The organism is Mesorhizobium sp. M0991 (assembly GCF_040318915.1).
Taxonomy (GTDB): Bacteria; Pseudomonadota; Alphaproteobacteria; order Rhizobiales; family Rhizobiaceae; genus Mesorhizobium.
Genome location: NZ_JAMYNE010000001.1, coordinates 1 through 24,361 on the forward strand (window position 1 = coordinate 1; position 24,361 = coordinate 24,361).

The 24,361-nt window shown below is 63.2% G+C and carries 18 protein-coding genes; 7 read left to right on the forward strand and 11 right to left on the reverse strand.

Going from position 1 to position 24,361, the window contains the following annotated elements:
- Both NKH70_RS00005 and NKH70_RS00010 read left to right on the forward strand, forming a co-directional pair.
- Window positions 1–372: ABC transporter permease subunit (locus tag NKH70_RS00005; protein ID WP_353015899.1), on the forward strand; the 372-nt coding region annotated here is incomplete at its 5' end.
- 119 nt (window positions 373–491) lie between these two features.
- Complete coding sequence (locus tag NKH70_RS00010) at window positions 492–1,493, forward strand: Ldh family oxidoreductase (RefSeq protein WP_352915238.1); 1,002 nt, start codon at window positions 492–494, stop codon at window positions 1,491–1,493.
- 57 nt (window positions 1,494–1,550) lie between these two features.
- Here the strand turns inward: NKH70_RS00010 and NKH70_RS00015 are convergent, their stop codons facing one another.
- Window positions 1,551–1,961: a hypothetical protein gene (locus NKH70_RS00015; RefSeq protein ID WP_352915236.1), complete on the reverse strand. Its 411-nt coding sequence runs from the start codon at window positions 1,959–1,961 to the stop codon at window positions 1,551–1,553.
- Between the two features lie 105 nt (window positions 1,962–2,066).
- On the opposite strand from NKH70_RS00015, the gene NKH70_RS00020 reads away from it, so the two are divergent.
- Window positions 2,067–3,041 (forward strand): complex I NDUFA9 subunit family protein, encoded by a 975-nt coding sequence (locus NKH70_RS00020; RefSeq protein ID WP_352915233.1) that lies wholly within the window; start codon window positions 2,067–2,069, stop codon window positions 3,039–3,041.
- Window positions 3,042–3,062: 21 nt separating this feature from the next.
- On the opposite strand, the gene NKH70_RS00025 is transcribed toward NKH70_RS00020, so the two are convergent.
- Complete coding sequence (locus tag NKH70_RS00025; RefSeq protein WP_352915231.1) at window positions 3,063–4,436, reverse strand: cytochrome P450; 1,374 nt, start codon at window positions 4,434–4,436, stop codon at window positions 3,063–3,065.
- Between the two features lie 184 nt (window positions 4,437–4,620).
- On the opposite strand from NKH70_RS00025, the gene NKH70_RS00030 reads away from it, so the two are divergent.
- The 4 genes from NKH70_RS00030 to NKH70_RS00045 all read left to right on the forward strand — a co-directional run bounded on the left by NKH70_RS00030 (window position 4,621) and on the right by NKH70_RS00045 (window position 11,696).
- Window positions 4,621–5,190, forward strand: coding sequence for an NADPH-dependent FMN reductase (locus NKH70_RS00030; protein ID WP_352915229.1), 570 nt, complete (start codon window positions 4,621–4,623; stop codon window positions 5,188–5,190).
- 58 nt (window positions 5,191–5,248) lie between these two features.
- Complete coding sequence (locus tag NKH70_RS00035; RefSeq protein WP_352977081.1) at window positions 5,249–7,915, forward strand: caspase family protein; 2,667 nt, start codon at window positions 5,249–5,251, stop codon at window positions 7,913–7,915.
- A 146-nt stretch (window positions 7,916–8,061) separates the two neighbouring features.
- Window positions 8,062–10,533 (forward strand): DNA topoisomerase (ATP-hydrolyzing) subunit B, encoded by a 2,472-nt coding sequence (gyrB, locus tag NKH70_RS00040; RefSeq protein ID WP_352915225.1) that lies wholly within the window; start codon window positions 8,062–8,064, stop codon window positions 10,531–10,533.
- Between the two features lie 245 nt (window positions 10,534–10,778).
- Window positions 10,779–11,696 carry a hypothetical protein gene (locus tag NKH70_RS00045; protein WP_352915223.1) on the forward strand — a complete coding sequence of 306 codons (918 nt, stop codon included), beginning with the start codon at window positions 10,779–10,781 and terminating at the stop codon, window positions 11,694–11,696.
- A gap of 109 nt (window positions 11,697–11,805) precedes the next feature.
- On the opposite strand, the gene NKH70_RS00050 is transcribed toward NKH70_RS00045, so the two are convergent.
- The 9 genes from NKH70_RS00050 to NKH70_RS00090 all read right to left on the reverse strand — a co-directional run bounded on the left by NKH70_RS00050 (window position 11,806) and on the right by NKH70_RS00090 (window position 24,148).
- The gene (locus NKH70_RS00050; protein ID WP_353024758.1) at window positions 11,806–13,275 is read right to left on the reverse strand and encodes a hypothetical protein; all 1,470 of its coding nucleotides are present in this window, start codon (window positions 13,273–13,275) and stop codon (window positions 11,806–11,808) included.
- Between the two features lie 138 nt (window positions 13,276–13,413).
- Entirely contained in the window at window positions 13,414–14,811 is a 1,398-nt protein-coding gene (locus NKH70_RS00055) for an NAD(P)(+) transhydrogenase (Re/Si-specific) subunit beta (RefSeq protein ID WP_352915219.1), read from the reverse strand.
- A gap of 6 nt (window positions 14,812–14,817) precedes the next feature.
- Window positions 14,818–15,240, reverse strand: coding sequence for an NAD(P) transhydrogenase subunit alpha part 2 (locus NKH70_RS00060; RefSeq protein ID WP_502908312.1), 423 nt, complete (start codon window positions 15,238–15,240; stop codon window positions 14,818–14,820).
- On the reverse strand, window positions 15,240–16,514 hold the full coding sequence (locus NKH70_RS00065) for a Re/Si-specific NAD(P)(+) transhydrogenase subunit alpha (protein WP_352717338.1): 1,275 nt from the start codon (window positions 16,512–16,514) through the stop codon (window positions 15,240–15,242). Before NKH70_RS00065 ends, NKH70_RS00060 begins: the two co-directional genes overlap by 1 nt.
- An 81-nt stretch (window positions 16,515–16,595) precedes the next feature.
- A complete protein-coding gene (locus NKH70_RS00070) occupies window positions 16,596–16,820 on the reverse strand; it encodes an aa3-type cytochrome c oxidase subunit IV (RefSeq protein ID WP_292658309.1) in 225 nt (74 codons plus the stop codon).
- Between the two features lie 173 nt (window positions 16,821–16,993).
- Window positions 16,994–17,143, reverse strand: a complete 150-nt coding sequence (locus tag NKH70_RS00075) for a DUF3096 domain-containing protein (RefSeq protein WP_013528205.1) — start codon at window positions 17,141–17,143, stop codon at window positions 16,994–16,996.
- Between the two features lie 119 nt (window positions 17,144–17,262).
- A complete protein-coding gene (locus NKH70_RS00080) occupies window positions 17,263–18,033 on the reverse strand; it encodes an N-acyl amino acid synthase FeeM domain-containing protein (RefSeq protein ID WP_502908300.1) in 771 nt (256 codons plus the stop codon).
- Window positions 18,034–18,194: 161 nt separating this feature from the next.
- Entirely contained in the window at window positions 18,195–20,516 is a 2,322-nt protein-coding gene (locus tag NKH70_RS00085; RefSeq protein WP_352915216.1) for a putative bifunctional diguanylate cyclase/phosphodiesterase, read from the reverse strand.
- A 152-nt stretch (window positions 20,517–20,668) separates the two neighbouring features.
- Window positions 20,669–24,148 carry an indolepyruvate ferredoxin oxidoreductase family protein gene (locus NKH70_RS00090; protein WP_352915214.1) on the reverse strand — a complete coding sequence of 1,160 codons (3,480 nt, stop codon included), beginning with the start codon at window positions 24,146–24,148 and terminating at the stop codon, window positions 20,669–20,671.
- Window positions 24,149–24,361: the final 213 nt, after the last annotated feature.

The window sequence follows — 24,361 nt, forward strand, 5'->3', positions numbered from 1 at the left end:
ATCTCGTATGCCGGCTATGAAGGCGAAGTGATGCGTGGCGCCTTCGCCGGGGTGCCGCATGGCCAACTCGAGGCGGCCCGCGCTTTCGGCATGAGCCGTTGGAAGATCTTCAGGCGCATATGGCTTCCGCAGGCCATCCACCGGGCGCTGCCGACGCTGGCGGGCGAAACCGTTCTCCAACTGAAAGCAACACCGCTGGTGGCGACGATAACCATGGTCGACATCTATGCCGTGGCCTCGCGGGTGCGCCAGGATCTCTTCGTCACCTACGAACCCTTGCTGCTTCTGGCGTTGGTCTATATGTCCATCACCGGTGTCCTGGTCTTCGGCTTCCGCCGGCTCGAGGCGCGGATTCCGAACAAGATGGGTTAGGTAAAATGGTGAATGGTGAATGGTGAATAGTCAGTAGTCAGTAGCCCGTAGTGTTACCGGCTAAATCCCACTCACTATTCACCATTCACCCATTCGCTCAGATATCCATGGCAATCACAATGCAACTCAGTCTCGACCAGGCGACAGGGCTGTGCCGGATGGCCGCACTTGGCGCTGGCGCCAACGAAGAGGCGGCGCAGTCGCTGGCTGCCTCGATCGTCGCGGCCGAGGCGGAAGGACTGTCGACCGTCGGGCTGTCGCACTTCATCGATTATCTTGAAGCACTGGAGGCCGGCCGTATCGACGGCAACGCCGATCCGGTGATCACCAGGCCGGCGCTCGCGGTCTATCTCTCCGATGCGCGCGGCGGCTTGGCGCATACCGGTTTCGACCGCACGATCGATGACCTCGCCAAGGCGGCGCGGCTGTTCGGCGTCGCCATCTTTTCGCAGAAGAATGCTTATACGTGCGGCGCGCTCGGCTATTTCACCGGAAGGCTGGCCGTGCAGGGATTGGTGTCGTTCGCCGCCACCAACGGCCCGGCCGTGCTTGCCGGATCGGGCTCGGTCAAACCGGTCTACTGCACCAACCCGATGTCCTTTGCCGCACCCGCTGCGGACGGGGCACCGCTGGTCATCGACCAGTCGTCGAGCGCCACCGCCTTCGTCAACATCCGCAAGGCGGCCGAGGACGGCAAGAAGATCCCCGAAGGCTGGGCACTGGACGCCAGCGGCAACCCGACCACCGACCCGGCAGCCGCCATGAAGGGCGCCATGCTTGCCTTTGGCGGCCAGCGCGGCGCCAACATCGCGCTGATGGTCGAAGTGCTGGCTGCGGGCCTGTCGGGCGCCAACTGGTCGCTCGATGCGCCATGGTTCAGCGGCGGGCCGGACAGTCCGGGGACCGGCCTGTTCGTGCTCGCCGTCGAGCCCAAGCTGCTCGATCCGGACTTCGAGAACCGGATGAAGGACCAACTCGACCGGCTGCTGCGGCGCTATGGCGTGCATGTGCCAGGGCGTGCCCGGGCAGAAGCGGCTGAGAAGGCGGCGGCCCGCGGCATAAGCGCGCCGAAAGCCGTGGTGCAGCGCATTTCCGAGTTCGCCGCCCGCTATTCATCCTGAAGAAAATCGTTTGTCCGATGAGTGGCTGACGACGCCGGCCGATCCGGCAGCGCGAGCCTACTTCCCGCAATGATGATCGTTGATGACGTTCAGCGCATTCGCTTCCGGTCCTACTCTGTTGTAGGAGCAGGGTTCGGCGGCCGTTGTGAACAAGTGGTTGTCATAGTAACGCGGGCCACCGAACAGGATGTCGATGATGTCGCCATTGGCGGGAACGTAGCGTTCGGGTTGAGCTTGGTGGTGATGCCGGTTTCCGGCGAACGCCGAAGGGCCAATGCTGCAGCCTGTTGCGAAAGCCAGAGCGAAGATCGCAACGCATTTTGTCGTCATCGGCAATATCCTCCATTCGGAATCAAACCATACATCTAAAATCGCCGACCGAACAAAGGTTCCTGTTCCGAATGGAGTCACCCCAAAGCCGCGCGTCGGCAGGATTTTCTGCCGTTTCGAACGGATCCGGAAAACCATGCTTCAACAATGCCGGGCGACCTATCGTCGCCCTTTGCCTTTGGCGCGAAACCGACTATGAAACGGCTTCAATCAAGCCATCTGGATAGCCCGCCGGAGCCAGCCATGACCGAAATCCTTCAGACCCCAAAGCTCGTCGTCGTTTTCGGCGGCTCCGGCTTTGTCGGTCGTCATGTCGTGCGGGCGCTGGCCAAGCGCGGCTACCGCATCCGGGTCGCCTGCCGCCGGCCCGATCTCGCCGGCCACCTGCAGCCGCTCGGCAATGTCGGGCAGATCCAGCCGGTGCAGGCCAATGTCCGGGTGCGCTGGTCGGTCGACCGCGCCGTGCAAGGCGCCGACCATGTCGTCAATCTGGTGGCAATCCCGTATGAAGCCGGCCGGCAGAAATTCACTGCCGTCCACGAGTTCGGCACGCGCGCTATCGCCGAAGCGGCGCGCGCCGTCGGCGCCGGCCTCACCCATATCTCGGCTCTGGGTGCGGATCTCCACGCGCAATCGGACTATGCGCGTACCAAGGCGCTCGGCGAAAAGGCGGTTCTGGAGACGGTCCAGGACGCCGTGATCTTGCGGCCATCGATCAATTTCGGGCCGGAGGACGGTTTCTTCAACCGCTTTGCCAACATGGCCCGCTTTTCCCCGGTGCTGCCGCTGATCGGCGGCGGGCAGACGAAATTCCAGCCGGTCTACGTCGGCGACGTCGCCGAAGCGGTGGCGCACTCGGTCGACGGCAAGGTCCAGGGCGGCCGGATCTATGAACTCGGTGGGCCGCAGGTGCTTACCTTCAAGGAATGCATGCAAGAGCTGCTTGTCATCATCGAACGCAAGCGGTTTTTGCTGCCCGTGCCATGGTGGCTGGCGAACCTCCAGGCATCAATTCTCGGGCTGCTGCCCAATCCGTTGTTGACCAAGGACCAGGTCCTGCTGTTGCGCCAGCACAATGTGGTGTCGGATGCCGCCGTCAAGGACAACAGGACGCTCGCCGGCCTCGGTATCCAGCCACGGTCGATCGGAACCATCCTGCCAAGCTATCTCTGGCGCTACCGCGCCGCCGGCCAGTTCCAACGCAAGTCCGCCGCATAACACGAACGGACGTGCGGTTGCCTACGACGCGCGCCGGGTGACCTGCATCGGCAGGCCGCCTTGCGGCTGCGTCGTCAGCTTCTGCACCGGCCAGGGGCGAGTTTGTGCGGTGGTATCGAAACGATAGCGCGACAGCATGATCGCCAATGCGATGATTGCCTCCTGCATGGCGAAGCTGGCGCCGATGCAGACGCGGGGGCCGGCGCCGAACGGCAAATACTGGAAACGGTCGATCTTTTCGCGGTTCCCCGGATGAAAGCGTTCCGGCATGAAAGCGTCCGGCCGGTCCCACAATTTCCGATGGCGGTGAACGACCCACGGCATCACCAGCACCGCGGCACGTCGCGGTATGTAGAGGCCGTTCCAGGTTTCGGGCTCGATCGGTTCGCGGTTGATCGACGGCGCCGGCGGATAGAGCCTGAGCGCCTCGTCGAAGGCGGCACGGGTGAGCGGCATGGCGTCGAGCCATTTCGTCGGGTCGGGCTCACGCGCCAACACCGCATCGATCTCGTGCTCGATCTTTTCGCGCTCCCACGGCGCTTCGGCAAGGCAGTAGAGCGTCCAGCCGAGCGCCCTGGCTGTAGTCTCGTGGCCGGCGCCGATGAAGGTGATGATGTTGTCCTCGACCTCGGCCCGGGTCAGCCCGCCCGGTCCTTCCGCCTTCAACAGCAGCGTGAGAAAATCCTGCGGCACCGTGTCCGGAGCGCGCCTCAGCCGCGCCTCGCGCATCTGCACCGTGTCGGTGACGATCTTGCGGAAGTAGGCCATGGTCTTGCGGCCGCGGATGCGGGTCAGGCGCGGCAGCCAGTCGGGCGCACGCAAAAGGTCGAGCGGATCGACCCGGCCCATCGTCTCGAACAGGCGGTCGATCTCCTTGGCGAAGCTGCCGGGTTCGCCCGATATCTCGCCCGAAAACAGTGTCTCGGCCAGGATGTCGAAGGTGAGCAGCGTCATGTCGTGGGCGATATCCGACGTGCCACCTTGCTCGTAACGGGTGACGAATTCGAGCGTGCGTTTCAGCATCGGCTCGGCGAAGCCGAAGATGTGGCGCGGCGTGAACACCGGCGCCATCGCCTTGCGCGAACGCCGCCACACTTCGCCTTCGGCGGTAAGCAGGCCGTCGCGCAGGATCGGCCGCAGGATCTTTTGGCGCACCGTCGCCATCTTGTAATTCTTGGCGTTGTCGACAAGCACATGGCGGATGAGGCCGGGATCGTTGGCGATGACCAGCGGCCCGCCGACGCCGGTCACCGAAATCCAGGGCTCGTTGTAGGTCGCCTCGCCCCACAATTCGAGCGGATTGCGGTAGACGATGCGGATCATCTCCAACGTCGAGGGCGGCGCGGTGCGCGGCTTCGGCGCTGGCGGGACGAAGGGGACGGGCTGACTGTCCATGACTTGCTCCGCTGACACCTCAATGTAGTGGCGTGCAAGGCAGGCGTCCATGTGACCGGACGACAAGGCGAAGCATCCGCTCTCTGGAATGTGACCGGGGCACCGGAAAGTGCCTGCTTGCTGTGTCCGGCTGCGTGTCTTAGGTGGCAGCACCACAGATGCCACTAACCGGCGGGAGCCTGCCATGAAGCACCAGTTGAACGTCATCATCGGCAGCACGCGGCCGGGTCGCGCCGGACCCGTTTTCGCAAACTGGCTGGAAAGTTTTGCGCGCGAACACGGCAAATTCGAGCCGTTGCTCACCGATATCGCCGCCTTCAACCTGCCAGTGCTGGACGAACCGCATCATCCGAGACTCGGCAAATACGAAAACAGCCACACGAAAGCCTGGTCGAAAGCAATCGACGCCGCCGACGCATTCGTCTTCGTAGCGCCGGAATACAATTATTTCGCCGCCCCCGCGATCGTCAACGCGGTCGACTACCTGCTCAGGGAATGGCGATACAAGCCGGCCGCCATCCTCAGCTACGGCGGTGTCTCCGGCGGCTTACGAGCGGCGCAGGCGGTCAAACCGTTGCTGACCGCCGTCGGCGTCATGCCGATTCCGGAAGGCGTGGCGCTGCCGATGTACCAGAAGCTGCTCGATGAGACCGGCGCCTTCCTGCCCAGCGAGCAGGTGCTCGGCGGGGCCAGGACCATGCTGGACGAGCTGTTCCGCTGGAGCGAAGCGCTGAGGCCGATGCGGGTCGGCTGACAACGCGAACGGCCGAACTTGCCGATGCCATAACTTGCTCATGCCATAAAGAGATGGAATGCTCCGGCAAATGACCGGGCCGGGGCGGTTCGATTTGCGTTTTCTGTTTGCCTTGCTGCTGATCCTCTCGACGGCCTCCGCTGCCATGGCGGAGCGGCGCGTTGCGCTGGTCATCGCCGAGAACGACTACCGGCTGATCCGGCCGCTCGCCAATCCCGTCAATGACGGCGAGGTCATGGAAACGGCGCTGAGGAAGCTCGGTTTCGAGGTCTTCCTCGAAACCAACCGCGACCTGCGGCGCATGCGCCGGGCGCTCGATGATTTCCGCGAGGATGCCAAAGGCGCCGACGTGGCACTGGTGTTCTTCTCCGGCCACGGCGTCGAGATCGCCGGCGAGAATCGGCTCCTGCCGGTCGATGCAGACGCGTCGTCGCTCGCTACGCTGGAAAGGACCAGCCTGCCGCTGGAGGTGATCCGCGCGGCCGTCGCCGCCACCAGCAAGGTCGGGCTGATCGTGCTCGATGCCTGCCGCAGCGATCCGTTTGCGGCTACGGGCGGCGAAGGTCGCGGCGCAACGGCGCTGGTAAAAGAGGTCAGCGACAAGGTCCGGCCGGGTCTTGGCCGCATCGGGCGGGCAGAAAACATCCTGTTTGCCTTCTCGGCGGCGCCCGGCGAGACCGCAGCGGATGGGACCGGCCAGAATTCGCCGTTCACCGCGGCGCTGACGAAATATCTCGGCACCGAAGGTCTCGAGATCCGCTCGGTGCTGACGCTCGTGCAACAGGAGGTCTACGATCTCTCGCGCGGAAAGCAATTGCCCTATGTCGAGAGCGGCCTGCCGCAGCTGTTCTTTGCCGCCTCGGCCAAGGAGAAACTGCCGGAACGCGAACGCCTGTTGCTGGCCATGGCCGAGGTGACGCCCGAGATGCGCGGCGAAGTGGAGAAGATCGCCAGCGACGCCGACATGCCGCTGGCACCGCTCTATGGCGCGTTGATCAGTTCCGATTCCGGCCACCTCTCCGCGGACAGTCTGAACGCCAGGCTGCGTGAGGCAGCCGACGCCTTCGTCAAGGTGCGGAGCGAAATGCAGACGCTTGGATCCGACGATCTCAGAGTGTCGGCTTTGCGCCGGCAGGCCGAAGAGCAGCTTTCGCTGGGAGCGTTCGATGCGGCGCGCAAAAAGCTCGCCGAGGCAGCCGAGATCGACAATGTCTCGCGCAACGCGCTGAAGGCCAATTTCGTCAGCCGCACGCTCTCCGAAGCCGCGACGCGCTATTTGTCCGGCGGGGCGGCGCGCGCCGACCTCGACTACCCCACAGCCATCAAGGATTATGAATCCGTGCTCGCGCTTTATGGCGAAGCCGGGCAGGTGGTGCTGTCGCTCGACGACGCTGACCGCTTGATCCGCACGCTGGACGAGCTCGGCAAGCTCTATACCACGGTCGGCAATATCGATGCGGCCGGCCACGCCTTCGAGGCGCTGCAAGCCGATCTCGAGCGGCGGTCGCATCATGAAACCGATCCCAACGTGAAGCGCGACTTCGCCGTCAGCCACGTCAAGCTCGGCAACGTGCGGATGGCGCAAGGCAATCTGCCGACAGCTCTGCAAAACTATGAGACGGCCAAGACCATTCTGCAGGGCCTGACCGAGGCAGAACCGGACAATCTGGAGTGGTTCGGCGACCTCGCGATGACCGACGACAAGATCGGCAACGTATTGGCGACGCAAGGCGATCTGGCCGGCGCCGCAGAGGTCTACCAGGAAAGCCTGTCGATCAAGAAACAGCTCGCCGCCGGAGAGCCCGACCGTGCCGAACTGCAGCGCGACCTGACCATCACCTACGACGAGATCGGTCACCTTGCCCATGTCGCAGGCCAACTGGACAACGCACAGGCGGCCTATGAAGAGAGCCTGAAGGTGCGGCTGGCGCTGGCGGCGGACAAACCGGGAGACGCCGACCGGCAGCGTGACGTCTCGGTCAGCCACGATACGATAGGCGACCTGCTGCGCGAACGCGGTGACGCCGCCGGGGCGCTGGCGGCCTACAAGGAAGGTCTGGCGATCGTCAAGCAACTGGCGAAACGCGATCCGGACGACACCGAGCTGAAACGCGACCTGTCGGTCGGCAACGCCAAGATCGGCAACGCGCTGAGCGACCAGGAGAATTGGCCGGCGGCACTTTCGGCTTATCGTGAGGCACTCTCACAAGCCAGCGCGCTCGCCGCCGGCGACCCGAGCAACACCGATTGGCAACGCGACCTGTCCGTTTGCCTCGAGAAGGTCGCCGGCGTCCTGGCGATACAGGGCGACCACAAAGGCGCGCTGAAAGCCTATCTTGACAGTTACGCGATTGCGCAGCGGCTGGCCAAGCTCGATCCCGCCAATTCCGACTGGCAGCGGGACTTATCGATAACGCTGTCCGAAGTCGCCACGCTGCGCCTAAGGCAGCGCGACGTCAGGGGAGCCCGGCAAGCCCTTCAGGACAGCCTGGCCATTCGCGAGAAACTTGCCCGGTCCGATCCGGACAACGCCACCCGGCAACGCGACCTTGTGGTCGCCTATATCGACTACGCGCAAGTCGCAAAGGACCCGAAGGCCGTGCTTTCCAAGGCGCTCGACATGACGCTCGAGCTCGACCGGACCGGTCGGCTGGCGCCGCGATACAAGTTCATGGTCAAGTTCCTGCGGGAGCGGCTGGCCAGGATCGAAGCCAGGCGCCGGTAGCCGGCCGACGCGACGGTCATTCCGTTCGGAAATGCCTGCAAACCTTGGAAAAACCGCCTTTTGCGCCTATATCTATGACATTAGGAATGCGCGATTCGAAGCCGATTTTTCGCGCTCTGCACACGGCATCAATCAGACAGGTTTTCATGAGCGAACAGACCGACATCGCCAACGGCGTTGAAGCCGAATACGGCGCCGATTCCATCAAGGTTTTGAAGGGCTTGGATGCCGTTCGCAAGCGGCCGGGCATGTATATCGGAGACACCGACGACGGCTCGGGCCTGCACCACATGGTCTATGAGGTGGTCGACAACGCCATCGACGAAGCACTGGCCGGCCATGCCGACCTGGTGACGGTGACGCTCAATCCGGACGGCTCGGTGACGGTCATCGACAATGGCCGCGGCATTCCGACCGATATCCACACCGGCGAAGGCATTTCGGCGGCCGAAGTGATCATGACGCAGCTGCATGCCGGCGGCAAGTTCGATCAGAACTCCTACAAGGTGTCGGGCGGCCTGCACGGCGTTGGCGTGTCGGTCGTCAACGCGCTGTCGGCCTGGCTGAAACTGAAAATCCGCCGCAACGGCCAGATCTACGAGATGAGCTTCACGCATGGCGATGCGGACGCGCCGCTGCGGGTCACCGGCACCTACGAACAACACAAGGTCTCCGGCACCTATGAAGGGCGCAGCGGGAGCGAAATCACGTTTTTGCCGTCGTCCGAAACCTTCACCATGGTCGAGTTCGACTACGGCACGCTGGAGCACCGGCTGCGCGAGCTCGCCTTTCTGAACTCCGGCGTGCGCATCGTTTTGACCGATGCCCGCCATGCCGACATCGTGCGCCATGAACTGCACTATGATGGCGGGCTGGAAGAGTTCGCCAGATATCTCGACCGGACGAAGAAGCCGCTGCTCGACAAGCCGATCGCGATCCGCGCCGAGCGCGATGGGATCACCGTCGAAGTCGCTATGTGGTGGAACGACAGTTACCACGAGAACGTGCTGGCCTTCACCAACAACATCCCGCAACGTGACGGCGGCACGCATCTGGCCGGCTTCCGCGGTGCGCTGACGCGGCAGATAACCGGCTATGGCGATTCCTCAGGCCTGACCAAGAAGGAAAAGGTGGCGCTGATCGGCGACGATTGCCGCGAAGGGCTGACGGCAGTGCTATCGGTCAAGGTTCCCGACCCGAAATTCTCCTCGCAGACCAAGGACAAGCTGGTGTCGTCCGAGGTTCGCCCGGTGGTCGAAGGGCTCGTCAACGAAGCGCTCGGCACCTGGCTCGAGGAGCACCCGACCGAGGGCAAGGCGGTCATCGAGAAGGTTATCCAGGCCGCTGCCGCGCGCGAAGCCGCGCGCAAGGCACGCGACATCACCCGCAAGAGTTCGCTCGGCGTCACCTCGCTGCCCGGCAAACTGGCCGATTGCCAGGAGCGCGATCCGGCGAAATCCGAAATCTTCATCGTCGAGGGTGACAGCGCCGGCGGCTCGGCCAAGGGCGGCCGTTCGCGCCAGAACCAGGCCATTCTTCCGCTGCGCGGCAAGATCCTTAATGTCGAGCGCGCCCGCTTCGACCGCATGCTCGGCTCCGACATGATCGGCACGCTGATCACCGCGCTCGGCACCTCGATCGGCAAGGACGAGTTCAATGCCGACAAGCTGCGCTACCACAAGATCATCCTGATGACCGACGCCGACGTCGACGGCGCCCACATCCGCACCTTGCTGCTGACCTTCTTCTTTCGGCAGATGCCGGAACTGATCGAACGCGGTCATCTCTACATCGCGCAGCCGCCGCTCTATAAGGTGACGCGAGGGAAGAGCTCGCAATATATCAAGGACGAAGCCGCCTTCGAGGAATTCCTGATCGGCTCGGGGCTGGAAGAGGCGTCGCTTGCGCTCAGCACGGGCGAGGTGCGGGCCGGGCAGGACCTGCGCAGCGCCATCGACGACGCCCTAGCTGTCCGCCAGCTCATCAACGGATTGCACACGCGCTATAACAGAGGCGTGGTCGAGCAGGCAGCGATTGCCGGCGCGCTCAACCCGGAGATCTTCACCGATCTCGGCCGCGCCAACGAGATGGCCGAGCGTGTTGCCCGCCGTCTCGACATTATCGCCGAGGATACCGAGCGTGGCTGGACAGGCCGCATGTCGACCTCGAACGAGGGCATCGGCGGCTACGTCTTCGAGCGTACGGTGCGCAGCGTCAAGGAATTCGCGCATCTCGATCTGGCGCTGATCAATTCCGCCGACTCACGCCAGCTCGACCGCTATGCGCCGCGCCTAGCAGAAATCTACGGCGAGCCGCCAGTGCTGCGCCGCAAGGACGTCTCCGAAACCATTTCGGGGCCGCTCGCACTGCTCAACGCCGTTTTTGCCACCGGCCGCAAGGGCCTGACCATGCAGCGCTACAAGGGCCTTGGTGAGATGAACGCCGAGCAGCTCTGGGAAACGACGCTCGACCCGAATGTGCGCTCGCTCTTACAGGTAAGGGTCAATGACGCAACGGACGCGGACTCCCTGTTTTCGCGGCTGATGGGCGACGAGGTCGAGCCAAGGCGCGAATTCATCCAGGAAAATGCGCTGTCGGTCGCCAATCTGGACATCTGAGCCGCGATCCAGATACCCAGCCGCCAGGCATGAAGTGCATTGGTGCGCCTCGGCGCACCAATGCCGACTGCTGCAAGCAACAAAGATCACCAGGACCGCCGGAACGGAAAGGCTTTCAAGGCATTGTAGTCGATCACAATCGCCGCAGGAGGCATCCATGGGACGTGGCATTTTGCTCTGGCTTCTCGGAGTCCCAATTCCGATCATTATTCTGATCATGCTGTTCGCACGGTAGGGAGGCTTCGATGCAGTCCACCGTAACAGCTGTCGACGTTTCCGCACCGGCGGAATCCGCTTCCCCCGCCGTCAGCTGGGGACCAATCGTCGCCGGCGCCTTTGCTGCGTCGACGCTTACCTTCACTTTGATGCTGCTCGGCTCCGGGCTTGGGCTGAGCATGGTGTCGCCATGGTCCGGCTCGGGTGCGTCAGTCACCACTTTCGCCGTTTCCACCGCCGTCTGGCTGATCGTCGTGCAGTGGCTGTCGTCGGCCCTGGGCGGCTACCTCGCCGGACGCCTGCGCACCAAATGGGTCGGCATCCACACCGATGAAGTCTTCTTCCGCGATACCGCTCACGGCTTCCTGGCCTGGGCGCTGGCGACGCTGCTCGTCGCCGGCGTGCTCGGCACGGCGCTTTCGGCCGCGATAGGTACCGGTGTCCAGGCCGCTTCGACTGTGGCATCCGGCGCGGCACTGGGTGCTTCGGCAGGTGCTGCTGCAAACGCGGGTAGCGCCTCGACTGACAACGCCACATCGTATTTCGTCGATACGCTGTTCCGCCCGGCCGATCCGGCAAGGCTCGCTGCCGCCAATCCGGAGAGCGACGCCGCGGCAACCGCGCAGGCATCGCGCATTCTGATCGCGAGTGGCGCAGCAGGCGAAATATCGGCCGACGACAAGACCTATCTGTCGCGGCTAGTAGCCGCCCGCACAGGCCTGTCCGAAGCGGATGCCACCGCTCGCGTCGATGCGGTAATCGCCAAAGCGCAGGACGCCAAGGTCAAGGCCCAGCAGGCGGCAGACACCGCCAGAAAGGCAGGCGCCACCTTCTCGCTGATTGGCGCGCTTTCGCTGGTCGTCGGGGCCTTCATTGCCAGCGCGGCTGCAGCACTTGGCGGCAGGCAGCGCGACGACGAGGAAGCGATTTTCCTGACCAATCGTTGATCGGTGACTAAGCGAACTCGGTCCGCGTCGGGAAGATTACCCTCGAAGGGGACCTTGCTTTGAACTGCCGGCGCAGCATTGTCGTGCGCTGCTCGCCGCCGACGAAAGCTCAGTCCCCCAGCTTGCGGCCGAGATCGACCGCATCGCGCAGCACGGCTAGGTGCGAGCGTGGCTGTGCGCCGGCCGGCGCGTTGATCTCGACACCGCTCGCCACCAGCGACCAATAGAGCCTGTGCGTGAAGACGCGGCCGCGCGAGCCGCGCAGCTCGACCTGAACGTTTTCCACGCCGGGACCGAAGTTCTCCGTCATCCGCCCTGAAATCGGGTCGCCGGTCAGCCAGCCATTGCCCCTGTCGAAAATATTGGTCCAGCGCGTCGCGGCAAACACCGCGCCATGATGCACGGCCCGCTGCGGCTTGCCGGAATGGCTGCGCCCTTCCTGGTAGAGCATGGTCCCGCCCGCCGCCCTGTCGGCGATCGGCGGGCATGCCGAAAACAGGCGCTCGGCGATGCCGCGCCTGAATTCGGCGAGGTTGTAGGTCATCAGAAACTCGCTGTGGGTCAGCGGACTGCCGAGCGTGACGAAATCGCTGATCTTCCACGGCAGCGGATGATCGACGTCGCCGACGCGAAGCTGCCGGTAGAGCTCCCATTGGTTGCGCCGGAATACGGGGAGGTCGTCGAGGCTGTCGGGCCAAGCGGAGGCATCGGCGGCCAGCGTCGCCTTATCCACGGCGTGGATCGCCTTCAGCCGCGCTCTGTCGCGAATGGCTTCCAGCTTTCGAGGCCTGAAATCGGCCCACAATATCTGCAGCAGATCATAGGCGATGATCGACCCCAGGCTGTGCGAGACCAGCACGACGCGGTCATAGGCGTCGTCGATCATGAGGCGCTTCAGCAGCTTGAGGCCACGCTCGCGGACCAGCGCCCGCTTCTCGACCGTTGCCGCTTCGGCCCGGACATAGGCGGCGACATCGCCGAAATAAGGCAAGCCAAACTGGTCCACCGACCAGATGACGAACGACGCCAGAACCGTGACAAGCACGCCGGTCGTCCAGGAGATGTAGCCTTGCCAGGTCGACGTTGCGAGCGCCAGCGCCGCGCCGAGGACGACGATGGTGGCCAAAAGCGTGACGACATAGAGTTTGCGCACATCGTGCGGAATATCGGCGGGCTTGCGCCAGAGCAGGGTCGTCACCCAGGCCGCAAGGCGGCTCCGGGTCGTGCCCTGGGTGATGTCGGCCCAGTAAAGCTCGTAGAAATCGGTGCGGCGGCCATCGACATCATAGGGCGTGGTGATCCGGCGAAGCTCGTGCGAATTGGTCCGGCTGTCGGGCGTGATCCAGCTCTGGTTGATTTTCGCACCCATCGGGTCGGCCGGATCGGCGACATGGGCATAGAACGGAGCACGGGCCGGATCGTGGCTCCATACGGCCTGGACAAATCCCTTCAACGTGTCCATGGGCCGCTGTTCGCCCATTCCGTGCACGACCACCACCGCCTGGCTGCGCTTGCGTGGCGCCTTCTCTGCTGCGGTCAGATCGGCGGCCGGCGATGCAGCAGGACCAGGGTCGGGCACCAGCACCTCCACGATGACGCCGTTAGCAACACGACGGGGTCGGCATCGTAGCTTCAGAACCGGTAACAGCCAAGAAAAAGCCCGGCGCGGAGCCGGGCTGTATTCGACGACCGGCAGTGAGTTGGCAACGACGCCTTTTCAGTGATCCATGGCCTTGACGATCTCCTCGGTCATCTTCTTGGCGTCGCCGAGCAGCATCATGGTGCCGTCCTTGTAGAACAGCGTGTTGTCGATGCCGGCATAGCCGGAGCCGAGCGAGCGCTTGACGAACAGGCAGGTGCGCGCCTTGTCGACATCGAGGATCGGCATGCCGTAGATAGGTGAGGACTTGTCGTCACGAGCCGAGGGATTGGTGACGTCATTGGCCCCGATGACATAGGCGACGTCGGCCTGCGCGAACTCAGAGTTGATGTCCTCCAGCTCGAACACTTCGTCATAAGGCACGTTGGCTTCGGCCAAGAGCACGTTCATGTGGCCGGGCATACGGCCGGCGACGGGGTGGATGGCGTATTTGACATCGACGCCGTTGGCCTTGAGCTTGTCGGCCATCTCGCGCAGCGCGTGCTGTGCCTGGGCGACGGCCATGCCGTAGCCCGGCACGATGATGACCTTTTGCGCATTCATCATCAGATAGGCGGCATCCTCGGCTGAGCCCTGCTTTACCGTGCGCTCGATGCCGTCGTCGGCAGCGGCTGATGTCTCGCCGCCGAAGCCGCCGAGGATGACCGAGATGAACGACCGGTTCATGCCCTTGCACATGATGTAGGACAGGATGGCACCCGACGAGCCGACCAGTGCGCCGGTGATGATCAACGCCAGATTGCCGAGCGTGAAACCGAGTGCGGCGGCGGCCCAGCCCGAATAGGAATTCAGCATCGACACGACGACCGGCATGTCGGCGCCGCCGATCGGGATGATGAGAAGGACGCCCAGCACCAGCGAGGCGGCAACGATCAGCCAGAAGACCAGCTTGGATTCAGTGGTGACGAGCAGCACGATCAGCACGATCAGCGCAATGCCCAGGGCTGCGTTGATGAAGTGACGGCCGCCGATCATGATCGGCTTGCCCGACATGCGGCCGTCGAGCTTCAAGAAGGCGATGACCGAGCCGGTGAAGGTGATGGCGCCGATGGCGACGCCAAGGCTCATCTCGATCAGCGCCTGGGCGTGGATATCGGCGACGGTGCCGATGCCGAAGCTTTCCGGCGCATAGATGGCGGCGGCCGCCACCATGACCGCGGCAAGACCAACCAGCGAGTGGAAGGCGGCGACCAGCTGCGGCATCGAGGTCATGGCAATGCGCCGTGCCGTGACCGCACCGACCGAGCCGCCGATCAGCAGCCCAACCACGATCAGCGCGAAGCGCCCGGCCGAAGGGGTCGCGAGCGCCAGCGTCGTGGCGATGGCAATGCCCATGCCGATCATGCCGTACATGTTGCCCTGGCGGCTGGTGGTCGGATGCGACAGGCCGCGCAATGCCAGGATGAACAGGATGCCGGAGACCAAATAGAGGAAGGAGGCGAAGTTGGCGTTCATAGCGGCCTACTTTTCCTTCTTCTTGTACATAGCCAGCATGCGCTGGGTGACGAGGAAGCCGCCGAAGATGTTGACCGATACCAGCATCAGCGCAACAAAGCCGAAACCGGTGGCAAGCCCTGAGGCCGAGATGCCGACGGCCAGCAACGCGCCGACGACGATGACGGAGGAAATGGCGTTGGTGACCGCCATCAGCGGCGTGTGCAGCGCCGGCGTCACCGACCAGACGACGTAGTAGCCGACGAAGATCGCCAGCACGAAGATGGCGAAGCGGAAGACGAAGGGATCGATGGCGCCACCAGACAGCGCGTGCGCGGCGTCGCCGGCCGCCTCAGTGCCGGGAGCGACGGCAAGGTTCTGCACGGCGAGCCGCACGGCAGCTGTGGCCTGGTCGAGCTGGTCGAGGGCTTTCTGCAGGGTCTGATCCATCACGCGATCCCTCCGGTGGTCTTGGGCTTCCTCGAAGCGGCCGGCCTCTTCGCAGCCGGCTTCGCCGAAGCCTCGGCAACCATCGTCTTGGCCGGAATGGCCGGCGGTTCGACATGTTGGCCCTTTGGCGGCTCCTGCTCAGCCCTGACGAAGGCGGGATGCACGACCTTGCGGCCATCGGTCAGCATCGTCGCCTTGACCAGTTCGTCGTCGTGGTTGATGGCAAGCGTCTTCGCCGCCTTGTCGACCAGCGTCTCGAGGAAGGCATAGAGGTTCCGGGCATAGAGAAGCGAAGCGGAGGCGGCGACGCGACCGGGAACGTTGAGATGGCCGACGATCTTTACCCCGTTGGCCGTGGTCACCACCTTGCCGGCTTCGGCGCCCTCGACATTGCCGCCGCGCTCGACCGCAAGGTCGACGATCACCGAGCCCGGCTTCATCGAGGCGACCATCGCCGCCGAAACCAGCTTCGGCGCCGGACGGCCGGGGATCAGCGCCGTGGTGATGACGATATCCTGCTTGGCGATGTGCTCGGCGGTCAACGCCGCCTGCTTGGCCTGGTACTCCTTCGACATTTCCTTGGCGTAGCCGCCGGCCGTCTCGGCCGCCTTGAACTCCTCGTCCTCGACGGCCAGGAATTTTGCGCCGAGCGAGGCGACCTGCTCCTTCGCGGCGGGACGTACGTCGGTGGCGGTGACCACGGCGCCGAGGCGGCGCGCGGTGGCGATGGCCTGCAGACCGGCGACCCCGACGCCCATGACGAACGCCTTCGCAGCCGGTACGGTGCCCGCCGCCGTCATCATCATCGGCAACGCCCGGTCATATTCGGCAGCCGCATCGATCACCGCCTGATAGCCGGCGAGGTTGGCCTGGCTGGATAGAACGTCCATCGACTGGGCGCGGGTGATGCGCGGCATGAACTCCATGGAGAAGGCAGTAACACCGGCCCTGGCAAGGGCTGCGACGGCAGCATCGTTGCCGTAGGGATCCATGATCGCGATGACAGCGGCGCCGGACTTGTAGCCCTTCAGCTCGGCGTCCGTGGGGCGGCGCACCTTCAGCACCACATCAGCCCTGGCTGCATCGCCGGCCTTGCCGATCGTGGCACCGACCCTGGCGAACTCCTCGTCGGGAATGCGCGACGCCGTGCCGGCGCCGGTTTCGACAATCACGTCGAAACCCAGTGCCGCCAGCCGCTTCACCGTGTCGGGCGAGGCCGCGACACGCGGCTCGTTCGCGTCGAGCTCACGAGGGATGAAAACCGTCTGTCCCACCGCATGATCCTTTCGGCCGGAACCCGCTACCGCAAGACGCCGACCGACCCCGGGCGGTGCCTTCGACAAAGGTTGGAGGAGTTATCGGAGAATAAAGGCGCCGACGGCCAGGATCAGAACGAACAGTATAGTTCCTGAGAAGAAGCCTCCCGCAAAAAAGCCGAAAGCCATTGCCAGAAGCACAGCGAGGCAAAAGAGCGATCCGTATTTCGCGAGCCTGAGGAAGCCTGCATAGGTCCGATCATGCTCGGCATAGTCCATCTTCGCGCCCAGTTCGACAGGACCGGTCGGCGTGTGTTCAGCCATAGGAATACCCCTTCGAAGACATCTTTCAGGCACATAGCGAAAAGCCGCGTTAAGGGCAATGGCGCTAATGCCGCATCGCCGCAGCCAACAATCTCAAGCAAAACTTGAAATCGCTGCGCGGAGCGCGGCGATACCAATCCCAATGGATGGCAGGTCCGCCATTGCCGATGTCGTTAGCCGGCGAGATGCGGGAACAGCCCGAGCAGGCCGACAACGATCAGATAAAGGGCGACGATATAATTGAGCAGCCGCGGCATCACCAGGATCAGCACGCCTGCAATCAGCGAGATAAGCGGGGTAAGGGCGAGCGTGGAAATGGTCATATCGGTTCCTTTGATCGGATCGCAGTCGAAGCGATGCGTGGCGGATGTCGGCCATGCCAACCTACCACCAGCACCCTTGCCCAGAACGCCGAAGCGACCGGAAGGCTCCATGAGCTCGTTCAGGCGGCTTCGCGAAAATACTTGGCGGTGGGCAGGATGGTCAGCGGGGCGAGTTCGCCGGCACCGGGCGTATCGAACAACATGCGCTGCTCCATCGGCGTCGAGCGGAAGAACGGAAAGCGGGCGTAGGTTTCGTTCTTGATCGCCAGGACATCGGCTTGATAAAGCAGCGCGAAACAGTTGATCACGCCGGCATAGGGCCGCGCATCGCCGATCGGTCGCGCCCGATAGATGCGCTTGTAGAAAGCCGCATGGTCCTCGCGGATCATGGATATGCAATAAGGGGCGCCGAAATGGAAGCAAGCCATGCCGGCAAGGCGCAGCGTCACATAAGGGATCTGCGGGTAAAGCCGTGACCATTCGGCGTCCACGGCAAAACGGCTCGGGTCGATAAAGACTTCGCCGGCCGCCAGACGCGGCATCAACAAGTCCTTGTAGACGCTGAGCGCTGGTGATGTCGCGTTATCAGCAGACACGTTATGCAGGCGCATTGTGCTGACCAGCCGCCCATCGATGTAGATTCCGAACGTATGGCAATTGGGCAGTTCGTCAAACTCGTCATGGACCTGACGGGACGCATTCTCGGGCACCAGATCGTTCATCCGATAGGAATTGTAGCGCAGCCTGTAAATGCTTTCGAAGTCCTCGCCGCTTTCACAGCGTCGGTACTCCGTCCGGTCAAGCAGCGCATAAACATGTTGCGCGAAGCTGGACATGGTCTCGGACGCATCTTTCCCACCAGCGCCCGCCGCATGGCCGAGCGAACTCAACTGGGCACACATGAACTCTATTCCCCGCGATTACCGCCACCAGCCGACACTACGGACGGGTCATGAGATGTAAAGATGAAAATAAGTAGGAGGTCGTTTACCGCTCGTTAAGGTTAACAATTAATAAAATTATACTAAAATACGCGGTTTTTCAGCGCAAGTCAGCGCCGCGGCGCCTTCCTTGCGGTCTGGATGTCCTTGGCGAAGGGCCAGACGGTGCTCGACATCGTCTCGATGCCGGACGCGCTGAGTGCCGACCCGAACAGAAAGCCCTGGACCAGGTCCGGCTTGACCTGCAATGCTAGGATCTTGAGCTGTTCGAAGGTCTCGACACCTTCGACGGTAACCGAAAGTCCCAGCGGTCGCGATAGGTTGACGATGCCCTTGAGCAATTCGAGCGACCGGCTGTTCTGGGTGACGTCGATCAGGAACGAGCGATCGATCTTGATCTTGTCGAGCGGCAGTTTGTGGAGATAGCTCAGGCTCGAATAGCCGGTACCGAAATCGTCTAGTGCAATACGCACGCCGAGCCGCTTCAATTCCTCGATATATTGGCGTGTCAGCGACTTGTCGTCGAGCAGCGCCGTCTCGGTGACTTCGATCTCGAGGCGGCCGGCCGGCAGACCGGAACCGGCAAGCGCCTCGCGAACCTTCTGGATAACGTCGCGGTTACGAAAATCCTTGGCCGAGAGATTGACCGATACGCTGGTCTGGGATGGCCATTTGGCGCATTCGGTGCACGCCGCATGCAGGACGAAAGTGCTGATGTCGGAAATGATGCCCATTTCCTCCGCCAGAGGAATGAAGATACCGGGAGAGATCGGCCCGAGATCGGGATGATCCCAGCGGCACAGCGCCTCGCAACTGGCGATACGCATCGTGCTCATCGCCACGATCGGCTGATAGACCACCCGTAATTCCTTGTTTTCCACGGCGCTGCGCAAATCCGCCTTCATCAGCTGACGGCTGCGAAAGGCAGCATCCATGGAGGCCTCGAACAGCCGCCAACCGTTCTTGCCAAGCTCCTTGGCCTTGTAGAGTGCAAGGTCGGCCTTGACGATCATGGCGTCAACGTCGGTATCCTTGACCCGCGACAGCACCGCGCCGCCGCTGGCCTGGATGCGTAATCCGTGGCCGGCGACATCGACCTCGCCCTGTAGATTGACAAAGATCTCATCAACCTGGCCGTTCAGGTGGCTTTCATCCTCGACACGCTCGAAGAAGATCATGAACTCGTCGCCGCCGAAGCGGCTGACGGTGATGCCTGGCCCAGCGACTGCCGCCAGCCGCTCGGCAACGGCGTAGATCAATCCGTCGCCGACCGGATGGCCGAGCGTGTCGTTGACGCTCTTGAAATCATCGAGATCGAGCACCACCAGCCCGCAGAGACGGTCGGGATCCCCTGAGGCCATGGCTTCCACCACCAACTCGTGGAAGTAGGCGCGGTTGGGCAGGCCGGTGAGACTGTCGTAGCGCGCCATGAAGCGGATCTTGTCTTCCGCCTCGACCCGGGCGGTCACATCTTCGAAAGTGACGACGCCCAGTTCCTGGCTGCCTTCCCGGGCAGAAAATTCATAGTGCTGGCCGTTGGCGAGCGAGACCAGGACCTTGCGGTCGCGGCCCTCGCGCAACGCACGCGTCAGCTGGGCTTCGATGTAACGGCAATCCTTCGGCGCCAACATGCCGCCTGCAGCGCCGCGCATCAGCAGACCGTGGATGGAGCGGCCTAGCAGCGCATCGGGCGATTTGAGCGACATCAGGTGCGCGGCTTCGGCATTGGCCACCGCCACCCGGCCGTCGGGACCAAGCATGACAAGGCCATGTGACATGGTGTTGAGCGCGCGGTTGAAACGCTGCGCGATGCGGTTCGCCTTCTTTTCCTCCGACAAGGCGGTAAACAGGACCTCGCGGACGATGTCGGCGAACCGCTTGATCGCAAACAGAAAGGGGGCCGACATCAGACCGAGGATGATGTGGTAGATATCGCCGCGCAGGATAAAGCCAAGCGATATGGGCCATGTGGTGGTTATGATAAAAATCATAACCATGCGCGGCGAACCATAATTGCGGCCGGCAATCGACGTGACCGATGCCAACGTGACGCAGACAGAGGCTATTTCGGCATAGTTGTCGTGGCTGTCATTTGCCAGATAGATACTGACGAAACAGAATGCGCCAAGCATGAAACCATGCATCGAACCAAAAATTATGTAATCGTTTTCACGATTGTGCGCTTCCTCCCATGTCGTGGGGGAAGGAAGTCGCCCGTATTTCCGGATGTTGCGAAGGCGCAGAGTACCGACAATGATGAGCCCAGCGGCAACTAGAAGATACGCCAAGTCCATGGTCTTCCAATAGACCAGAATGACGAGGAGTGTCTGCGCAACAAGGCCGATCGACAGCGTGAACCCGTCGCGAAACAGAGTTTCCACGAACGGAATGTAAACGTCGACCGGAATCTCGTTTTTTCGTCTCAGATTCACGCCTGGATCCCAACCCTGGGGAACCCAGCAGTGTCACATTGGCCTTAAGAAAGGTTTAGAGCGGCGTTTCGAGCCCTGCCGGCATCCATTGGTGACGCTGCGGAAACAGGGAAACTACAGTTCAGGTAAACAAGGCGTATCACGGTGCGGAATCATTCGGCGGCTTGAAGCTGCGGCCGCAGCGGCGCCGTCGAAAGGCGGTCGAGCAGACGCTGGCGTTCGCCGGCGGCTTTTTCGGCACTGGCCCGCTTGACGTGGCCAAAGCCGCGGATGAGCGCCGGTACCGAAACAAGCGCGGCAGCGGCCTCGATCTTGCCCGGCGCCAGCGCGCCGGCGACAAGCTCCAGGTCGGCTTCATAGAGGGCAAGAAGCTGCCGCTCCATACGCCTCTCGGCGCTGTAGCCGAACAGGTCGAAAGCGGTGCCGCGCAGGCCCTTCATCGCCGCCAGCAGGCGGAACCCGTTCATCATCCACGGGCCAAAGCTCGATTTCCTCGGGCTGCCGTCACTGCCGCGCCTGCCCATGATCGGCGGTGCGAGATGGAATTCGAGCTTGTCGTAGCTCTGGAAATGCTTTGCGAGCTCTGCGGCAAAGGAGCTGTCCGTATAAAGCCGCGCCACCTCGTATTCGTCCTTGATCGCCATCAGCTTGAACAGGTTCTTTGCGGCAGCCTCGGTCACCACGGTCGACCCAGGCACAGCATTGGTTTCGGCCTTGCGCAGCGCCGCCAGTCTGTCGGCATAGCGCTTGCCATAGGCGGCGTTCTGATAGGCGGTCAGGAAGGCGACGCGGCGAGCAATCATATTGTCCAGCGTCTCGGCAATGGCGGCATGCTGCGTGGCCTTGCCCGGCTGGGCGAGAAGGCTGCGGACGAAATCCGGCTGGTGGGCGGCGCGGCGGCCCCAGCGAAATGCCGCGACATTCATCGCCACCGCCTCGCCGTTGAGCTCGATCGCCTTCTCGACCGCCTCCGCCGACAGCGGCAAGCCGCCGTGCTGGAAGGCGAAGCCGAGCATGAACATGTTGGCGCCAAGCGAGCTGCCGAACAGCGCGGTGGCGGTGCGGGTGGCGTCGAAGAAATGCGCCCTGTCGTCGCCCGCGGCAGTTCTTATCGCTTTCTTCAGCCGCTCGACGGGCAGCGTGAAATCGGCCGAACGGGCGAACTCGCCCGGCATGATCTCGGCGGTGTTGGCGAGGAAGATGGTATGGCCTTCGCGCACCGCGGCCAGCACCTTCTTGGCACCCGAAACGACGAGATCGCAGCCAAGCACGAGGTCGGCCTTGCCGGCCGATACGCGAATGGCGTGGATGTCGTCCGGCGTGCGGGCGATGCGGACATGGGTGAACACGGAGCCGCCCTTCTGGGCGAGGCCGGCCATGTCGATCATGCCGCAGCCCTTGCCTTCCAGGTGCGCGGCCATGCCGAGCACTGCACCTATGGTGACGACGCCGGTGCCGCCGACACCGTCTATGATCGCCGCCCAGCCTTGTTCACCGAGCGTAAATTGCGCCGGCGCCGGCACCCCCGCGAGCGGGTCGGCCGCGCCGGCTATGCCTTCAGCTTTCCTGATTTTGGCGCCGTGGACGGTGACGAAGGACGGGCAGAAACCATTGACGCAAGAGAAGTCCTTGTTGCAGCTCGACTGGTCGATCTTGCGCTTGCGGCCGAATTCGGTCTCGACCGGCTGGATCGAGACGCAATTCGACTGCACGCCGCAATCGCCGCAGCCTTCGCAGACCAGTTCGTTGATGAAGATGCGCTTGTCGGGATCAGGGAAGGTGCCGCGCTTGCGGCGGCGACGCTTCTCGGCGGCGCAGGTCTGGTCGTAGAGCAGCACCGAGACGCCTTTGACCGAACGCAACTCGCGCTGGACGAGATCGAGATCGTCGCGGTGGTGGATGGTGGCGCCGGCCGGAAATTCCACCTTGCCGGTATATTTGTCCGGCTCGTCGGTGACGATGGCGATGCGCTCGACGCCCTCGGCGCGCACCTGCCTGGCGATCATGTCCACCGTCAGGCCGCCCTCGTGCGGCTGACCGCCGGTCATCGCGACGGCGTCATTGTAGAGGATCTTGTAGGTGATGTTGGCGTCGGTCGACAGCGCGAAACGGATCGCCAGCACACCCGAGTGGTTGTAGGTGCCATCGCCCAGATTCTGGAAGATGTGCTCGCGCTTCGAGAACGGCGCCTGGCCGACCCACTGCGCGCCCTCGCCGCCCATGGCGGTGAAGCCGACCGTATTGCGGTCCATCCACAGCGCCATGAAATGACAGCCGATTCCGGCGGCTGCGAGCGAGCCGTCCGGCACCTTGGTCGAGGAATTATGCGGGCAGCCGGAGCAGAAGAAGGGCGTGCGCGAGGCGATGTCTGACGTGTCGGCCAGCATCGCCTGGAACTGGCGCAACTTCGCCACCCGCGCAGCGATTTCTTCCGACGGGCCGATCGTTCGCAAAATCCTCTCGCCGAGCGCGATGGCAATATCGTTGGGGTCGAGCGCGCCTTTGGCCGGGAACAGCCAGTCGCCGCGCTCGTCCTTCTTGCCGACGATGACCGGCTGCGTCGCGGTGCCGTAAAGGTTCTCGCGCAGTTGCACCTCGATCAGCGAGCGTTTCTCCTCGACGACGACGATGGTGTCGAGGCCGCGAGCAAAGTCGGCGATGTGCTGCAGGTCGAGCGGCCACGGACAGCCGACCTTGAACAGCCTGATACCGATACGATTGGCGGCCGCTTCATCGATGCCGATGTCTTCCAGTGCCTGGCGAACGTCGAGATAACTTTTGCCGATGGTGACGATGCCAAGCTTCGGGCTGCTGCCGCCCGAATAGACGATCCGGTTCAGCCCATTGGCGTGGATGAAGCCCGAAGCCGCGGCGCGCTTGTATTCATGCAACCGCTCTTCCTGACCGAGCATGTCGATCTCATTACGGATGTTGAGGCCGCCGGGCGGCATGTCGAAGTCCGGGATGACGATATCTAGCCGGTCGAGCGCGGCATCGACCGAGGCCGTCGATTCGATGTTGTCCTTGACGCATTTGATCGCCGCCCAGGTGCCGGCAAAGCGGGACATGGCAAAGCCGTAGAGGCCGTAGTCGATTATCTCCTGGACGCCGGCCGGATTGAGGATCGGCACCATGGTGTCGACGAACAGAAACTCGGTGGCATGCGCGTTGGTTGAGGATTCGGCCATGTGGTCGTCACCCATCAGGGCTAACACGCCGCCATGTTTCGACGAACCGGCGAGATTGGCGTGGCGGAACACGTCGCCGGAGCGGTCGACGCCCGGACCCTTGCCGTACCAGACCGAAAAAACGCCGTCATGGGTGCCCTCGCCCAGCAATTCGGCCTGCTGCGAGCCCCAGCAGGCGGTGGCGGCGAGCTCCTCGTTGAGACCGGGCTGGAAGACGATGTCCGACTGAGCGAGCTGGTTCCTGGCCTTCCACAGCTGCATGTCGAGGCCGCCGAGCGGCGAGCCGCGATAACCGGAGACGAAACCGGCGGTGTTCAGGCCAGCCCGGCGGTCGCGCTCGCGCTGCATCAGAAGCATGCGGATGACTGCCTGGGCACCCGACAGGAAGATGCGCTCCTTTGCCAGGTCGAACTTGTCGTCGAGCGCGACATTGTGCAGCGTCATCAGGCATTTCCTGTGCGGAGGCCGCGCCTGGAGGTGCGCGGCCAACGTCGGAGTCGAGTGCCCACAGTCTTTCTTCCCTTGCCGGGGAGGTCAAACAAAATCGAAGGTGCCAGGCGGTCCGCAACAAACGATCCGTGCGCGGCCGTGTGGCGCCACGAAACGCCTGTCGGGCAGGATGGCCGAGCACGAAAATTCCGGCGGCGGTCGGTGCCG

Bases quoted from the DNA above. Each gene is read 5' to 3' on its own strand.
- NKH70_RS00035 (WP_352977081.1), top strand. From the start codon at position 5,249: ATGCTCCGGCAAATGACCGGGCCGGGGCGGTTCGATTTGCGTTTTCTG.
- NKH70_RS00025 (WP_352915231.1), bottom strand. From the start codon at position 4,436: ATGGACAGTCAGCCCGTCCCCTTCGTCCCGCCAGCGCCGAAGCCGCGC.
- NKH70_RS00020 (WP_352915233.1), top strand. From the start codon at position 2,067: ATGACCGAAATCCTTCAGACCCCAAAGCTCGTCGTCGTTTTCGGCGGC.
- NKH70_RS00070 (WP_292658309.1), bottom strand. From the start codon at position 16,820: ATGGCTGAACACACGCCGACCGGTCCTGTCGAACTGGGCGCGAAGATG.
- NKH70_RS00015 (WP_352915236.1), bottom strand. From the start codon at position 1,961: ATGGTTTTCCGGATCCGTTCGAAACGGCAGAAAATCCTGCCGACGCGC.
- NKH70_RS00030 (WP_352915229.1), top strand. From the start codon at position 4,621: ATGAAGCACCAGTTGAACGTCATCATCGGCAGCACGCGGCCGGGTCGC.
- NKH70_RS00075 (WP_013528205.1), bottom strand. From the start codon at position 17,143: ATGACCATTTCCACGCTCGCCCTTACCCCGCTTATCTCGCTGATTGCA.
- NKH70_RS00060 (WP_502908312.1), bottom strand. From the start codon at position 15,240: ATGGATCAGACCCTGCAGAAAGCCCTCGACCAGCTCGACCAGGCCACA.
- gyrB (WP_352915225.1), top strand. From the start codon at position 8,062: ATGAGCGAACAGACCGACATCGCCAACGGCGTTGAAGCCGAATACGGC.
- NKH70_RS00045 (WP_352915223.1), top strand. From the start codon at position 10,779: ATGCAGTCCACCGTAACAGCTGTCGACGTTTCCGCACCGGCGGAATCC.
- NKH70_RS00010 (WP_352915238.1), top strand. From the start codon at position 492: ATGCAACTCAGTCTCGACCAGGCGACAGGGCTGTGCCGGATGGCCGCA.
- NKH70_RS00055 (WP_352915219.1), bottom strand. From the start codon at position 14,811: ATGAACGCCAACTTCGCCTCCTTCCTCTATTTGGTCTCCGGCATCCTG.
- NKH70_RS00090 (WP_352915214.1), bottom strand. From the start codon at position 24,148: ATGACGCTGCACAATGTCGCGCTCGACGACAAGTTCGACCTGGCAAAG.